The organism is Streptomyces sp. NPDC052236 (genome assembly GCF_044548015.1).
In the GTDB taxonomy this organism is placed as follows: Bacteria; Actinomycetota; Actinomycetes; order Streptomycetales; family Streptomycetaceae; genus Streptomyces.
This window is the reverse complement of the sequence record NZ_JBIUBL010000002.1, coordinates 410,578-425,949: the sequence shown is the minus strand read 5'-3', so window position 1 is coordinate 425,949 and position 15,372 is coordinate 410,578. Positions and strand designations below refer to the sequence as shown.

Below are 15,372 nucleotides of genomic sequence, written 5' to 3'. Positions count from 1 at the left end.
GCGCGCTCCACCATACTGGCCGCCGCCGACAGACACCCCCGGGACTATGGAAAGCGACGTTCCGCCGACCGTACGGGCATGGTCAGTTCAGTCACTCTCCGGCCTGGAGGCGCCCACCCTAGGGGCACGCCGTTCCGGCTGCGTGCCGAGGGTCCCACAGCTCCTACCGGGTTAGTCGGCCGGGCCCGCCCCCAGGTTGCCGGGGCCGCGACATCGTGGCACACATCACAGCCAACACCATCCCGCCCAGAACGAAGATGAGCGGCCCGGTCCCCGCTGTGAACATCCCGTCACCTTCCGGGCGCCCACTGCTCAGCACCACGATCGCGGCCAGCCAGCCCACGGCGGGCGCCGCCACCCCGAGCTGGGTCCCGGTCGCCTGCATCGAGCCGTAGAACAGTCCCGCCGCGCCGAGCAGCGCGAGCGCCAACCCGCCCGGGAGCCAGGCGCCTTGGACCAGCGAGCCCGCGACGCCGACCAGCACGCCGAGCACCGCGAGTGCGAGGTACGCGGCGATCCGGACGGGCTTCGACCATGTCTGTGCACTCACGCCGACACCCCTGCGAAAAGGTCATGTTCCCGCTCGCCCGCGGGTGCGCCGGGCTCGCCCTGCGCCAACTGGTAGTACTCCGTAGCGAAGATCGGTTGCCCCAGTTCATTGGAGAGTGCGAAGAAGGGGCCGTCCACGGCGATTTGAGTGGCATGCGCGCGCATGGCCGCCGCTTTCCGTTCCGTGTACGCCGTGCCGTCGATCTCGGCGGTGATCCCGGAATCGTCCACCACGCCCGGAATGTCATCCACCGTCGCGATGCCCGGGAAGTCCGTACCGCTCGCGGTGCGCAGCCGGGCGAAGCCCTCCTCGGCCACCGAGCGCGGCACCCGGTTCCAGTAGATCTTGGCGATGGCGTGCGCATCGCCGAGGTCGCGCCGGAAGGCGGTCTCGGCGGCCAGTTCGGCGGCGCGCATCGCGACCCGGTGCGCCTGGATATGGTCCGGATGTCCGTAACCGCCGTCGGGGTCGTACGTCACCAGCACCTGCGGACGTACGGAACGGATCACCTCGACCAGATGCGGGGCGGCGGCGTCCACGGGGGTGTTCCAGAACGCGCCCTCGCGGCGGTTCTGCGCCAGCCCCATCATCCCGGAGTCCCGGAACCGGCCGGGGCCGCCGAGGAAGCGGTGGTCGGTGACGCCCAGCTCCTTCATCGCGGCGGCCAGTTCGCCGACGCGATGGGGGCCGAGCCGGTCCTCCCGGTCGGACGCGAGATGGGCGAGGGCGGGCGGGATGACCTCGCCCTCCTCACCGAGGGTGCAGGTCACCAGAGTGACCTGGGCACCGGCGGCCGCGTACAGGGCCATGGTCGCGCCATTGTTGATCGACTCGTCGTCCGGGTGCGCGTGCACAAGGAGGAGACGACGGGCGGGAAGATCCTTCATACAGGACAGCCTACGAGGCCCGGTGGGCCGCCCGCGCTAGAACTTGATGTCGCCGATCATGCCGGCCACATTCGTGGTCAGTTGGGTGATCGAGGGCGCCATGGACGAGCTGGCGAGATAGAACCCGAGCAGAACGCAAACCACCGCATGTCCGCCTTTCAGCCCGGATTTCCGGACCAGGATGACGACGATGATCGCCAGCAGCACCACCGCCGAAATCGAGAGTGCCACGGCGGTTCACCTCCACAAATATTCGAGCCGGATCGGGCAGGTTGCATGTGCCAGGAAGTTCATACCCACCTTGCGTCAGTGATCATAACTATCCGTACCAACGCATCGATCGGTGCACAGCAGCACACGGGGGCGCACGAACGCTAGGTTCGGTCACATGACCTCGAAGCCGCAGCTCTCCAACCCGCTCTCCTTCCCGCGTCAGTACGCCAGGACCCAGCGCTTCACGCTCGGCGCACCGCGTGGATTCACCGTGTCTCCGGACGGCTCCCGGGTGGTCTTCCTTCGGTCGGCCTCGGGGACGGACCGCGCGGGCCGGCTCTGGGTGCTGGATCTCGACGGAGACGCCCGCCAGGCGCAGGAACGCCTCGCCGCCGACCCGGACCTGCTGCTCGGCGGAACGGCGGAGGAGCTGCCTGCCGAGGAGCGGGCCCGGCGGGAGCGCAGCCGGGAGGGGTCGGCGGGCATCGTCGGCTACGCGGTGGACCGGGCGGTCGAGTTGGCGGCGTTCGCGCTGTCCGGGCGCCTGTACGTGGCCGAGCTGCGTGCCGGGACCGCGCGCGAACTGCGTACACCGGGGCCGGTGATCGACCCGCGGCCCTCGCCCGACGGGCTCCACATCGCCTATGTGGCGCGCGGCGCGCTGCGGGTGACCGGCGCGGAGGGCGAAGCGGACCGGGCGCTGGCCGTGCCCGAGAACGAACATGTCACCTACGGTCTGGCGGAGTTCATCGCGGCGGAGGAGATGGACCGCTCGCACGGTTTCTGGTGGGCGCCGGAGTCGGACCGGCTGCTCGTCGCGCGCGTCGACGACCGGGACGTACGGCGGTGGTGGATCTCGGACCCCGCGAACCCGGAGCGCGAGCCGGAGCGGGTCGCGTATCCGGCGGCGGGGACGCCGAACGCGGAGGTGCGGTTGTTTCTCGTCACGCTGGCCGGAGAGCATACGGAGGTGGTCTGGGACCGGTCCCGGTACCCGTATCTGGCGCGTGTGCACTGGTCGTCGGCGGGCGCTCCGCTGCTGCTCGTACAGTCGCGGGACCAGCGGACGCAGCTGTACCTGGCGGTGGACCCGGCGTCGGGCACGACCCGGACGGTGCATGTGGACGAGGATCCGGTGTGGCTGGATCTTTTCTCCGGGGTGCCCGCCTGGGCGCCGGACGGGCGGCTGGTGCGGATCGCGGACGAGGGCGGGGCGCGGGTGCTCGCGGTCGGCGACCGGGCACTTACCGGAGCTCAATTGCAGCTGCGGTCGGTCCTGGACATCGGCGAGAACGATGTGCTGATCTCGGCGGCGGCCGGCGAGGAGGCGGCGGAGCCCGAGATTGGCGAAATTCATGTGTACCGGGTCAATGAGCTGGGGATCGAGCGCGTCTCGGAGGGGCCGGGGGTGCACTCGGCGGTGCGCTCGGGCGGGGTGACGGTGCTGGCCTCCTCGCGTACGGATGTGAGCGGCGCGTCCGTGCAGGTGCTGCGGGACGGCAAGCAGCTCGCGGTTGTCGCGTCGTACGCGGAGCAGCCGGTGCTGACGGCGCACGTACGGCTCTGCGAGGGGGGCGCACACCGGATTCCGTGCGCCGTCCTGCTTCCCTCCGACTACCGGGAGTCGGATGGTCCGCTTCCGGTACTGCTGGATCCCTATGGGGGGCCGCACGGGCAGCGGGTGCTCGCCGCGCACAATCCCAATCTCACGTCGCAGTGGTTCGCCAACCAGGGCTTCGCGGTGCTCGTCGCGGACGGCAGAGGCGCGCCCGGGCGCTCCCCCGCCTGGGAGAAGGCGATCAAGGACAACTTCCCGCTGACCCTGGACGACCAGATCGAGGCGCTGCACGCGCTGGCCGGATCCTTCCCGCTGGACCTCGGGCGGGTGGCGATCCGGGGCTGGTCGTACGGGGGTTACCTGGCGGCGCTCGCGGTGCTGCGCCGCCCGGACGTCTTCCACGCGGCGATCGCGGGCGCGCCGGTGACGGATCTGCGGCTGTACGACACGCACTATACGGAGCGGTATCTGGGGGATCCGGCGGAGCGGCCGGAGGTGTACGCGGCGAATTCGCTGGTGACGGAGGAGGGGTTGACGGCGCTGGAGAGCCCGGCGCGGCCGCTGATGATCATCCATGGTCTGGCGGACGACAATGTGGTGATGGCACACAGTCTGCGGCTGTCGTCGGGGCTGTTGGGGGCGGGGCGGGGGCATGAGGTGCTGCCGTTGACGGGGGTGACGCATATGACGCCGAAGGAGCAGATCGCGGAGAATTTGCTGCTGCTGCAAGTGGACTTCCTGAAGCGGTCGCTTCCGGAGCGGTAGCCGCTGCGCGGGGCTTGCCCCTACCCGCCCTCCCCCTACGCCCTGAGGGCGTGGGGGGACCCCCAGCGCGGCGTGGGAGGTGCCCCCAGACGGGCTGGAAAATCCAGCCCCGCCGGCGTTTGAGGCGCGGGGTTCGGGGCGGAGCCCCGACAAGGGCCTACCACCCCGGTGGCCGGGACGACGGCGGGGGCGGCGCCCCGAAGCCCCCGGCCCCTCCCCCGGCCCCGCCCCCGGCCGTCCCCATCGCCGGCTCCCCGCTCACCCCCCGCCGCGCCAGCGCCAGCAGCAGCACCGCCCCTGCCCCCAGCTCGAACAGCCACGTGCTGACGAGCAGTTGCTCCCGGACCGGCAGGTCGCCGACCGTGGTGAGCAGGTCGTAGCGGATGGCCGTGGCCAGGCCGCGGCCGCCCTCCGCCACGAGGAAGACCGCGACGGCCAGCCCCAGCGGTCGCGAGAAGACCGCGTGGAACAGCGCGCCGACCGCCGCCGTCAGGGTGAGGGCCACGAGCACCGCGGCCAGCCAGCCCGGCGGGGTACCGAGCAGCGGGAGCAGAAGGGATTCGCTGCCGGTGATCCGGTCCGCGTAGAGCGAGCCGCCGTACTCGGCCGCCGTATGGATCTCCCAGGCCGCCAGGACGCCCCCGGCCGCGCCGAGCAGCAGAAAGGCGAGCACCGAGACCCCCTGGCCGGGCCGGGTCGGTGTCGGGTCATACGGGGCGCGCGGGGCCGCGTACGGGTCATACGGGGCGTACGACGCCTCGGGCGGACGCCGGCCCGCCGCCGCGGTGATGAGCAGTCCGATGCCCAGTGCGAGCGCCACGAACGCGCAGTACAGCGCCCGTGTCCGTAACGCCTCCGTCGCCCGCAGATCCATCCACGATGTGCTCAGCACCCACAGGCCCGGTAATCGGACCGCCAGCGTGATCACCCCGGCGGCGACCAGCGCGGCGGACGCGACGGCGGAGCGCAGGGAGGCCACGGCCACGGTGACGTACACCGCCAGCAGCGCCAGGTCCTCCAGCGTGGTCGTGAGCGGGGCGGCGGACGCGTCGCCGCGGCTGCCGGTCCAGTGACGCCAGAGGTCGAGGGGGGCGGCGGCCGTGGTGAGATCGCGGACGATCCAGGCTCCCACGACCAGCGCGAGCACGGCGCACAGCACCGCTCCGGCGATTCTGGCCCTCCGCGTAAGAGTCACACGTGGATCCTGCATCGCCGCTCATCGGGGAACAAGGGCTCGCACCGCGCGTGCGACCGGCCGGGGCCACATGGCGAGCCCCGGCCGGTCTACGGCACCCGCACGGCCGTACGTTGTTCAGCGTGACCCGTTCGTATATCGGAGCCGCGACGGCCAAGTTGCCTCCGTGTTAACGAAATTGATCCGCGTTTAGTGTCTTATATCCGCAGATAAAAAAACTGGAAGGGCCCTCGCCGACACAACCCGTCACGCCCCCCGCACCACCTGCTTCTCCTCCGCGAAGTGGCACGCCGACGGATGGTGCGCCGGGCCCTCAAGCAGCCGGAACTCCGCCGGGACCGCCAGCAGCGGCACCTCCAGCTCGCACCGCCTCTGGGCCTTCCAGCACCGCGTACGGAACCGGCACCCGGAAGGGATCCTGGCGGGCGACGGAACATCGCCGTACAGAATGATCCTCTCCCGGTGCTCGCGGGCCTCCGGGTCGGGCACCGGGACCGCCGAGAGCAGCGCCTGCGTATACGGATGCGTGGGGTGGTCGTAGATCTCGGCGTCCTTGCCGAGCTCTACGATCCGGCCCAGGTACATCACGCCCACCCGGTCGGAGATGTGCCGGACGATCGACAGGTCATGGGCGATGAACACATAGCTCAGGCTGAATTCGCTCTGGAGCCTGTCCATCAGGTTGATGACCTGCGCCTGGACGGAGACGTCGAGCGCCGACACCGGCTCGTCGGCCACGATGATCTCCGGCCGGAGGGCCAGGCCGCGCGCGATGCCGATGCGCTGGCGCTGACCGCCGGAGAACTGGTGCGGATACCGGTTGATGTACTCCGGGTTGAGCCCGACCACGTCCAGCAGATCCTGGACCTTCTGCCGCCGCGAACCCTTGGGCGCCACCTCGGGATGGATCTCGAACGGCTCCCCGATGATGTCGCCGACCGTCATCCGCGGATTGAGCGAGGTGTACGGATCCTGGAACACCATCTGGATGTTCCGGCGTACGGCCTTCAGCGCGCGCCCGGACAGCTTGGTGATGTCCTCGCCCCGGTACCGGATCGCCCCGGCCGTCGGCCTCTCCAGGTTGACCAGCAGCTTGGCGAGAGTGGACTTGCCGCAGCCCGACTCCCCCACGATGCCGAGCGTCTCCCCCGCCATCAGGTCCAGGTCGACGCCGTCCACCGCCTTGACCGCGCCGATCTGCTTCTTGAAGACAATGCCCCGGGTCAGCGGGTAGTGCTTGTACAAGCCGCTTACTTCCAGGATCGCTTCAGCCATGGAGCGCCTCCCGCCAGAAGTGGCACGCGCTCCCGCGGTCCTGTGACACCTCGTACAGCGGCGGCACCTCGGTACGGCAGACATCCCGGGCCAGCGGGCAGCGCGGGTGGAAGGCGCAGCCGGGCGGGATGCGCATCAGGTTCGGCGGCAGGCCCTTGATCGCGTACAGCTCCTGGCCCTTCTGGTCCAGGCGCGGGATCGACCGCAACAGCCCCTTGGTGTACGGGTGAGCGGGCGCCTTGTAGATGTCGTGGACCGGAGCCGTCTCGACGATCCGGCCCGCGTACATCACCGCGATCCTGTCCGCGACGTCCGCGACGACCCCGAGGTCGTGGGTGATCAGGATCAGCCCCATGTTCAGCTCGCGCCGGAGGTGTGCCAGCAGGTCCATCACCTGGGCCTGGACGGTGACGTCCAGCGCGGTCGTCGGCTCGTCCGCGATGATCAGGTCCGGCTCCAGCGCGAGCGCCGTCGCGATCATGATGCGCTGGCGCATACCGCCGCTGAACTGGTGCGGATACTGCCCGGCCCGTTCCCGCGCCCCCGGGATGCCCACCCGCTCCATCAGCTCGACGGCCTTGGCGCGCGCCGCCTTCCTCGGCAGCCGCCGGTGGACGGTGAACATCTCGCCGAGCTGGTTGTCCACGCTCACCACGGGGTTGAGGGCGGAGAGCGCGTCCTGGAAGATCATGGCCATGCTGGCCCCGCGGATCTTCCGCCGCTCGTCCTCCTTGAGGCTGAGCAGATCCTGTCCCCGGAAGAGGATCTCGCCGCCGGTGATCTTCCCCGGGGGCGTGTCGAGGATGCCCATGATCGCTTGGGCGGTGACGGACTTGCCGGACCCGGACTCGCCGAGCACGGCGAGCGTCTCGCCGGCGTCGACGCTGTAACTGACTCCGTTGACCGCCTTGGCGACGCCGTCTCCGGTCCGGAACTCCACCTGCAGATCGCGCACTTCAAGCAGCATGCGGGCTCCTCAGCGCAGCTTGGGGTCGAGGGCGTCGCGCACCGCGTCGCCGAGCATGATGAACGCGAGCACCGTGACCGCCAGCGCCCCGGCCGGCCAGAGCAGCATGTGCGGCGCGTTGCGGATGTACGGGGACGCGGAGGAGATGTCGATGCCCCAGGAGACGGTCGGCGGCTTCAGCCCGGCGCCGAGGTAGGACAGGGTCGCCTCCAGGGCGATGTACGTCCCGAGCGCGATCGTCGCCACGACGATGACCGGCGCTACGGCGTTGGGGGCGATGTGGCGCAGCAGCATCCGGGCGTTGGACGCGCCGAGCGCCCGCGCCGCCTGTACGTAGTCGTTGTGCTTGGCGGTGATGACCGAGCCGCGCGCGATACGGGAGATCTGCGGCCAGCCCAGCAGCACCATGAAGCCGACCACGGGCCAGACCGTGGAGCTGTGGACGACGGACAGCAGGACCAGACCGCCCAGGACCACCGGGATACCGAAGAAGACATCGGTGGTCCGGGACAGGATCGCGTCCCACGCCCCGCCGAAGAAGCCCGCCAGACCGCCGAGGACGGAGCCGAGCAGGGCGACGCCGAGGGTGGCGCAGACGCCGACGACGACGGAGGTCCGCGCCCCGTGCACCGTACGCGTATAGACGTCGCAGCCCTGGCCGTTGAAGCCGAAGGGGTGGCCCGGCTGCGAGCCCTCCTGGGCCTTGGCCAGGTCGCACCGGAGCGGATTGCCGGTGGCGATCAGCGAGGGCCAGATCGCGATGAGGACCAGGAAGACGATGATCAGGCCGGAGACGATGAAGACGGGGTTGCGCCGCAGTTCGCGCCAGGCGTCGGACCACAGGCTGCGCGGCTTCTGTGCCGGTTCTGTGGAGGAAAGCGTCTCGCCCTCGCTCATCGCGAGGTCACTCGCGCCGCCCGCGCCGGTCGGGGCGACTGCTCCTTCTTCCGGCTCAGGCATAGCGGATCCTCGGGTCGAGCACCGCGTACAACAGGTCCACCAGCAGGTTCGCCAGCAGGAAGACAATGACGAGCACGGTCACAAAGCCGACGACTGTCTGGGTGTTCTGGCGCACGATGCCCTGGTAGAGCTGGTAGCCGACGCCGTGGATGTTGAAGATGCGCTCGGTGACGATCGCACCGCCCATCAGGGCGCCCACATCCGTACCGATGAAGGTGACCACGGGAATCAGCGAGTTCCGCAGCAGGTGGTGGGTGATCACGCGGCGGCGCGGCAGGCCTTTGGCCTTCGCGGTGCGGACGTAGTCGGAGCGGGCGTTCTCGGCGATCGAGGTGCGGGTGAGCCGGGTGATGTAGGCGAGCGAGACCGAGGCGAGGACCAGACCGGGGACGATCAGCTCGTCGACCGGCGCTTCCGGTGAGACGGCGGGCTTGATGATCCCCCACTCGACGCCCAGGAGCAGCTGGAGGAGCAGACCGGTGACGAAGGTGGGGACCGCGATGACCACCAGGCTGAGCACGAGTACGGAGGTGTCGACGGGCCGCCCGCGGCGCAGACCGGTGAGCACACCCAGGGTGATGCCGATGACGATCTCGAAGACGATCGCGACGAGCGTGAGCCGGATGGTGACCGGGAAGGCCTCGCCCATCAGGTCGGTGACCTGCTGGCCGTTGAAGGCGGTGCCGAAGTCGCCGGTGAAGACGTTGCCCATGTACGTCGCGTACTGCCGCACCACCGGCTGATCGAGGCCGAACTCCGCGCGCAGCCGGGCGGCCGTCGCCGGGTCGCACTGCCGGTCGCCGCAGAGGCCCGCGATGGGGTCGCCCATCACATGCACCATGAGGAAGATCAGCAGCGTCGCGCCGAAGAAGACCGGGATCATCTGGAGCAGACGCCGGATCACATAACGTCCCATGGGCTGCTCGCTGCCTTCCCCGTCAGTTGACCGTGATCTCGTTGTAGACCGGCACGCTGAACGGGTTCAGCGCGACGTTGGAGACCCGCTCCGAGTAGCCGGCGCTGCCGTTCTGGTACCAGAGCGGGATCGCCGCCATCTGGTCCCGTACGACCTCCTCGGCCTGCTGGAAGATCTCCACGGCCTTCTTCTCGTCGGTCTCGGCGTTGGCCCGGTCGATGAGCCGGTCGAAGTCCGCGTTGCTCCACTTGCCGTCGTTGGAGGAGGCGTTGGTGTAGTAGAGCGGCTGCAGGAAGTTCTGGATCAGCGGGTAGTCCATCTGCCAGCCCGCCCGGAACGGACCCGGCATTTTGTGCCGTCCGATCTGGCTGCGGAAGTCGGCGAAGGTGCCGACGGGGTTGCCGACGCACGCCCGGTCGTTGCCCAGGGCGTTGTTGATGCTGTTGCAGACGGCGTCGACCCACTCCTTGTGCGAGCCGGTGTCCGCGTTGTACGAGAGCCTCAGCCGGCCCCCGGGGATGCCGCCGCCCTCGGAGACCAGCCGCTTCGCCTCGGTGGGGTGGTACGCGCAGGCCTGCCCGCACAGGGTGTCCAGATAGCCGCCGTCCACGCCGAGTACGGGCGAGGTCCAGTCCTTCGCGGGCGTACGGGTCTTCTGGAAGATCGTGTCGGTGATCTGCTCTCGGTCGATGGCCATGGACAGGCCCGTGCGGACCTTCGCGCTGCCCGGGGTGGACCAGGCCTTGTCGTAGTGCGGGAAGGCGAGGGTCTGGATGATGCCCGCGGGGGTGTTGAGGTACCGGTCGCCGAGGTCCGCCTTGACGTTCTTCAGCTGCGCGGCCGGGACATCGTCGACGAGGTCCAGATTGCCCGCGGTCAGGTCGGTGTAGGCGGTGTTGTTGTCCGTGTACACATTGAGGTCGACGCCGCCGTTGCGCGCCTTGTCGGGGCCCGTGTACCCGTCCCATCTGCGCAGGGACATCTTCGCGCCCTTGATGTAGGAGTCGACGGTGTACGGGCCGTTGCCGACGGGTTTGGAGAGCCAGCTGTCATGGCTGTCGAAGAACGCCCTGGGCAGCGGCGCGAAGGCGGCGTAGCCGAGGGTGTCGGGCCAGGTGGAGAACTTCTGGGAGAGCTTGACGGTGAAGGTGCGGTCGTTGACGGTCCTGAGGCCGGAGAGGGTTTCGGCGCTGGGCTCGCCCTTTTCGGGGTGGACCTGCTCGTAGCCCTCGATATAGCCGAAGAAGTACGCGTTTTTCTGGTTGTTCTCGATGTGGGCGCCGTAGTTCCAGGCGTCCACGAAGGACCTCGCGGTGACTTTCTCGCCGTTGCTGAAGGTCCATCCGTCCTTGATGGTGACGGTGAAGGTGACCGAGTCCGGGGTGTCGATCCTCTCGGCGATCATGTCCTTGGCCTCGCCGGTCTTCGGGTCGTACCGTTTGAGACCGCGGAAGATCATGTCGAGGACCTTGCCGCCCTGGACCTCATTGGTGTTGGCGGGCTCCAGAGGGTTCTGCGGGTCGCCCCAGGAGGAGCTCACGATTCCGTCGGGGCCACCGGCGCCGCGGTCGCTGCCGCCGCCGCAGGCTGCTGCCGTCAGGGAGGCGGCCAGCGCGCATGCGGCCCACTGGGCGCGCGTGGCTCGACGCATGGAGGCCTCCCGAGTCCTGAGTGTCCTGAGTCTCACTCAGTCCCCAATATCACCCCATATGCATGCAGAGCGCACATTTTACGCAGCCGTCCGGACGCGCAGCGACGCCGGGCAATGACAAGGGCGCCCCCGCCTGTCCGGCTGGGGCGCCCTCATCACACGTACTACGCGCTACGCCGCGTGGACGACGTCCTTCTCCTCGGCGAAGTGGCACGCGGACTCGTGTGCCACCGGGCTGTCCATGCCCTTGAAACGCTCAGGGACCGCCAGCAGCGGCATCTCCTCCGCGCACTTGTCCTCCGCCTTCCAGCAGCGGGTGCGGAAGCGGCAGCCGGACGGCGGGTTCGCCGGGGACGGCACGTCGCCGACGAGGATGATCCGCTCGCGGCCCTCGCGGGCCTCCGGGTCGGGCACCGGGACCGCCGACAGCAGCGCCTGGGTGTACGGATGCGTCGGGTGGTCGTAGATCTGCGTGTCCGTGCCGATCTCGGCCATCTTGCCGAGGTACATCACACCGACGCGGTCCGAGATGTGCCGGACGATCGACAGGTCGTGCGCGATGAAGAGATAGGAGAGGTTGAACTCGTCCTGCAGCTTCTCCATCAGGTTGATGACCTGCGCCTGGACGGAGACATCGAGCGCCGACACCGGCTCGTCGCAGATGATGATCTCCGGGTTGAGCGCCAGGCCGCGCGCGATGCCGATGCGCTGGCGCTGACCGCCGGAGAACTGGTGCGGATACCGGTTGATGTACTCGGGGTTGAGCCCGACCACGTCCAGCAGATCCTGGACCTTCTGCCGCCGTGAACCCTTGGGCGCCACCTCGGGGTGGATCTCGAACGGCTCCCCGATGATGTCGCCGACCGTCATCCGCGGATTGAGCGAGGTGTACGGATCCTGGAACACCATCTGGATATTGCGGCGTACGGCCTTCAGCGCGCGCCCGGACAGCTTGGTGATGTCCTGGCCCTTGTAGAAGACCTCGCCCGCGGTCGCCCGCTCCAGCGTCATCAGCAGCTTGGCGACCGTGGACTTGCCACAGCCGGACTCGCCGACGATGCCGAGCGTCTCCCCCTGGTAGAGATCGAAGGAGATCCCGTCCACGGCCTTGACCGCGCCGACCTTCCGCTTGAACAGGATGCCCTGGGTCAGCGGGAAGTGCTTGACCAGGTTGCGCACCTGAAGGATCGGCTCGCCCTGCGAGACGGGCGCCTCGATGGCGGCAACGGCCTCGGCCTCGGTGGCGGCGTCGACCGTCTCGACCTCGGTGACATTCGGGGTGGCGTCGACGATCCCCGACTCGGTCGCGTCGGACTTCTTGAACTCAGCCATGGATCGTCTCCTTCCAGAAGTGGCACGCACTGCCGCGGCCGACCAGTTCCGTGCCGTCCCGGTCGGTCACCGGGAGCAGCGCCGGGATGTCCGTACGGCAGATGTCGTCCGCCTTGGTGCAGCGCGGGTTGAACGCGCAACCGGACGGTACATGCAGCAGGTTGGGCGGCAGCCCCTTGATGGCGAAGAGCTCCTGGCCCTTCTGGTCGAGGCGCGGGATCGAGTCGAGCAGGCCGCGGGTGTACGGGTGTGCGGGGCGCTTGTACAGCTCGTGCACCGGGGCGGTCTCGACGATCCGTCCCGCGTACATGACCGCGATCTTGTCCGCGACATCGGCGACCACGCCGAGGTCGTGGGTGATCAGGACGAGACCCATGTGGTACTCGCGCTGCAACTCCGCGAGCAGGTCCATGACCTGGGCCTGGACGGTCACGTCGAGGGCGGTGGTCGGCTCGTCCGCGATGATCAGGTCCGGCTCCAGCGCGAGCGCCATGGCGATCATGATGCGCTGGCGCATACCGCCGGAGAACTGGTGCGGATAGTCGCCCACCCGGGCCGCGGCGGCCGGGATCTTGACCCTGTCCATCAGTTCGATGGACTTGGCCTTGGCTTCCTTCTTGGACATGCCCTGGTGGACCCGGAACATCTCGCCGAGCTGGTAGCCCACGGAGAGGACCGGGTTCAGCGAGGACAGCGCGTCCTGGAAGATCATGGCGATCTTCCGGCCGCGGATCTGCCGCCGGTCCTCGTTGGACATCTTGAGCATGTCCTCGCCGCGGAAGAAGATCTCGCCCTGCGGGATCCTGCCGGGTGGCATGTCGAGGATGCCCATGATCGCCTGGGCGGTCACGGACTTGCCGGAGCCGGACTCACCGAGCACGGCGAGCGTCTCACCGGCGTTGACGCTGTAGTTGACTCCGTTGACCGCCTTGGCCACACCGTCGCGGGTGTGGAACTCCACATGCAGGTCTCGGACTTCGAGCAGTGGCCCGTTGTAGTCGTCACCGTCGCGCGGGGCGGTGACAGTCGCGGTCTTACTGATGATGGTCATGTCGTACGCCCTCCTCAGCGCAGCTTGGGGTCGAGGGCGTTGCGGACGGCTTCGCCGAGCATGATGAACGCCAGAACGGTGATGCTGAGCATGATCGAGGGGAACAGCAGGATGTGCTGCGCCACCCGGATCTGGTTGACACCACCGGAGATGTCCACACCCCACGAAATCGTCGGGGACGAGAGTCCCAGACCCAGGTACGACAGCGTCGCCTCGGCCGAGATATAGCCACCGAGCGCGATGGTCGCGACGACGATGACCGGTGCCATCGCGTTCGGCAGGATGTGCCGGAGCAGGATCCTGCTGGTGCTGGCGCCCAGCGCCCTGGCGGCGTGGACGTAGTCGGCCTGTTTGATGGTGATCACGGCACCGCGCATGACGCGGGTGAGCTGGGTCCAGCCGAGGAACGCGAGGGCGAAGACGACCACCCATACCGTGCGCTCGGTGAAGGACTGCAGCACCACCATCGCGCCGAGCAGGAACGGCACACCGAAGAAGACATCGGTGATCCGCGACAGGATCGCGTCCGTGATGCCGCCGAAGTATCCGGCGAGCATGCCCATGATGGAACCGACCACGGTCACGATCAGGGTGACGCAGACACCGACGATCACCGAGGCACGGGTGCCGTGAATCAGCCGGCCGTAGACGCTCCGGCCCTGTCCGTCGTAGCCGAGCCAGCCTTCCGAACCGATGCTGGCCAGCTCCGGCTTGCCCACGAAGTGGTTGACCAGGTCGCCCCTGGTGGGCGAGGCACTGGTGAACATGCCCGGGAAGGCCGCGATCAGCAACAGGAAGAAGATCAGGACCGACGACACCAGGAAGTACGGGTTGCGGCGCAGATCCTGCCAGGCGTCACCCCACAGGCTGCGCGCCTTCTCGGACTTCGGGGGCGCCGGGTCGGCGGCGGAGGGCGGCGCCATGGCGTCCTCGGTCGCGGCCGCTGCGGTCTTGGTCACGTCAGGCATAACGGATCCTCGGGTCCAAGACCGCGTACAGGAGGTCGACGAGCAAGCTGGTGAGGAGATAGATGAGCACCAGGACGGTGACAAGTCCGACCAGGGTCACACCCTCGCGGCGACTGATCGACTCGTAGATCGTGCCGCCGACGCCCTTGACGTTGAACACGCTCTCGGTGACGACCGCGCCGCCCATCAGGGCGCCGATGTCGGTGCCGAGGAAGGTCACCACGGGGATCATCGAGTTACGCATCAGGTGTACGCCGATGATCCGCCGCCGGGGCAGCCCCTTGGCGATCGCGGTGCGCATGTAGTCGGCGCGCAGGTTCTCCGCCATCGTGGTGCGCGTGAGCCTGGCGACGTACGCGAGCGAGAGGCCGCCGAGCACGATGGCCGGCGCGATGAGGTCGGACCACTTCTCGTCGTTGCCGACATTCGGAGCGATCCAGCCGAACTCGAAGGCGAAGACCAGCTTGACGAGGAAGCCGAGCACGAAGACCGGCACCGAGATGATCAGCAGGGTGAAGATCAGGATCGCGTTGTCCGCCAGGCGGCCTGCACGCAGACCGGCGATGGCCCCGAGGCCGATACCGAAGATGAGCTCGATGGCGAAAGCCAGAGCGGTGAGCTTCAGCGTGACCGGGAAGGCGTCACCCAGGATGTCGGTGACCGGACGATCACTGGCCAGTTCCCTGCCGAAGTCGAAGTGCAAGACGATATCCGTCATGTAATTCCAGTACTGCTGAAGGATCGGCAGATCCAGCCCTCGCTCCTGGGTGATCTTGGCGACGATGGCCGGGTCAGCGGCCTTGTCGCCGAACAGTGCCGCCACGGGGTCGCCGGGCAGCGAATAGACCATGAGGAAGATCAGCAGGGTGGTCCCGATGAAGACCGGGACCATCTGGAGCAGTCGGCGTACGACGTAGCGCCCCATCATGCCTCCGTTGAGATGTGACAGCGGCAGCAGACGGGCCCTCCCCCGGCCAACCGCCCCCGGTGGGTATGCGGATGCCGTGGAAGGGCCCCCCAGCCACTGCGTAAGACGTCCGATGTGGGGCCGACGGACCGTCAGCCCCACATGCGGTTTGCTTGA

14 protein-coding genes are annotated in these 15,372 nt (G+C 68.6%); 1 reads left to right on the top strand and 13 read right to left on the bottom strand.

Annotated features, from left to right (window positions below; all coding sequences use genetic code 11):
* Positions 1–163: 163 nt before the first annotated feature.
* Genes ACIHCQ_RS05925 through ACIHCQ_RS05915 form a run of 3 tightly spaced genes read right to left on the bottom strand, consistent with a single transcriptional unit; the run spans position 164 to position 1,668 of the window.
* Positions 164–550: a DUF6113 family protein gene (locus tag ACIHCQ_RS05925; protein WP_399658420.1), complete on the bottom strand. Its 387-nt coding sequence runs from the start codon at positions 548–550 to the stop codon at positions 164–166.
* Entirely contained in the window at positions 547–1,437 is an 891-nt protein-coding gene (gene mshB / locus ACIHCQ_RS05920; protein ID WP_399658419.1) for an N-acetyl-1-D-myo-inositol-2-amino-2-deoxy-alpha-D-glucopyranoside deacetylase, read from the bottom strand. The genes ACIHCQ_RS05925 and mshB overlap by 4 nt, the downstream gene beginning before the upstream one ends.
* Positions 1,438–1,473: 36 nt before the next feature.
* Positions 1,474–1,668: a hypothetical protein gene (locus tag ACIHCQ_RS05915; protein ID WP_399658418.1), complete on the bottom strand. Its 195-nt coding sequence runs from the start codon at positions 1,666–1,668 to the stop codon at positions 1,474–1,476.
* 157 nt (positions 1,669–1,825) lie between these two features.
* On the opposite strand from ACIHCQ_RS05915, the gene ACIHCQ_RS05910 reads away from it, so the two are divergent.
* On the top strand, positions 1,826–3,973 hold the full coding sequence (locus tag ACIHCQ_RS05910) for a prolyl oligopeptidase family serine peptidase (protein ID WP_399658417.1): 2,148 nt from the start codon (positions 1,826–1,828) through the stop codon (positions 3,971–3,973).
* A 157-nt stretch (positions 3,974–4,130) separates the two neighbouring features.
* Here ACIHCQ_RS05910 and ACIHCQ_RS05905 read toward each other — a convergent pair whose 3' ends face one another.
* The 10 genes from ACIHCQ_RS05905 to ACIHCQ_RS05860 form a co-directional block, all read right to left on the bottom strand.
* Positions 4,131–5,168: a hypothetical protein gene (locus ACIHCQ_RS05905; RefSeq protein WP_399658416.1), complete on the bottom strand. Its 1,038-nt coding sequence runs from the start codon at positions 5,166–5,168 to the stop codon at positions 4,131–4,133.
* A 246-nt stretch (positions 5,169–5,414) separates the two neighbouring features.
* On the bottom strand, positions 5,415–6,443 hold the full coding sequence (locus ACIHCQ_RS05900; RefSeq protein WP_399658415.1) for an ABC transporter ATP-binding protein: 1,029 nt from the start codon (positions 6,441–6,443) through the stop codon (positions 5,415–5,417).
* Complete coding sequence (locus ACIHCQ_RS05895; RefSeq protein WP_399658414.1) at positions 6,436–7,410, bottom strand: ABC transporter ATP-binding protein; 975 nt, start codon at positions 7,408–7,410, stop codon at positions 6,436–6,438. Before ACIHCQ_RS05895 ends, ACIHCQ_RS05900 begins: the two co-directional genes overlap by 8 nt.
* A 9-nt stretch (positions 7,411–7,419) precedes the next feature.
* A complete protein-coding gene (locus tag ACIHCQ_RS05890; protein ID WP_399658413.1) occupies positions 7,420–8,370 on the bottom strand; it encodes an ABC transporter permease in 951 nt (316 codons plus the stop codon).
* Positions 8,363–9,286, bottom strand: coding sequence for an ABC transporter permease (locus tag ACIHCQ_RS05885; RefSeq protein WP_399658411.1), 924 nt, complete (start codon positions 9,284–9,286; stop codon positions 8,363–8,365). The genes ACIHCQ_RS05890 and ACIHCQ_RS05885 overlap by 8 nt, the downstream gene beginning before the upstream one ends.
* Before the next feature lie 22 nt (positions 9,287–9,308).
* The gene (locus ACIHCQ_RS05880) at positions 9,309–10,937 is read right to left on the bottom strand and encodes an ABC transporter substrate-binding protein (RefSeq protein WP_399658408.1); all 1,629 of its coding nucleotides are present in this window, start codon (positions 10,935–10,937) and stop codon (positions 9,309–9,311) included.
* Positions 10,938–11,108: 171 nt separating this feature from the next.
* Entirely contained in the window at positions 11,109–12,269 is a 1,161-nt protein-coding gene (locus ACIHCQ_RS05875; protein WP_399658406.1) for an ABC transporter ATP-binding protein, read from the bottom strand.
* The gene (locus tag ACIHCQ_RS05870) at positions 12,262–13,320 is read right to left on the bottom strand and encodes an ABC transporter ATP-binding protein (RefSeq protein WP_399658403.1); all 1,059 of its coding nucleotides are present in this window, start codon (positions 13,318–13,320) and stop codon (positions 12,262–12,264) included. Before ACIHCQ_RS05870 ends, ACIHCQ_RS05875 begins: the two co-directional genes overlap by 8 nt.
* Positions 13,321–13,334: 14 nt before the next feature.
* The gene (locus tag ACIHCQ_RS05865; RefSeq protein ID WP_399658401.1) at positions 13,335–14,288 is read right to left on the bottom strand and encodes an ABC transporter permease; all 954 of its coding nucleotides are present in this window, start codon (positions 14,286–14,288) and stop codon (positions 13,335–13,337) included.
* Positions 14,281–15,213: an ABC transporter permease gene (locus tag ACIHCQ_RS05860; RefSeq protein WP_399658656.1), complete on the bottom strand. Its 933-nt coding sequence runs from the start codon at positions 15,211–15,213 to the stop codon at positions 14,281–14,283. Before ACIHCQ_RS05860 ends, ACIHCQ_RS05865 begins: the two co-directional genes overlap by 8 nt.
* Between the last annotated feature and the right edge of the window lie 159 nt (positions 15,214–15,372).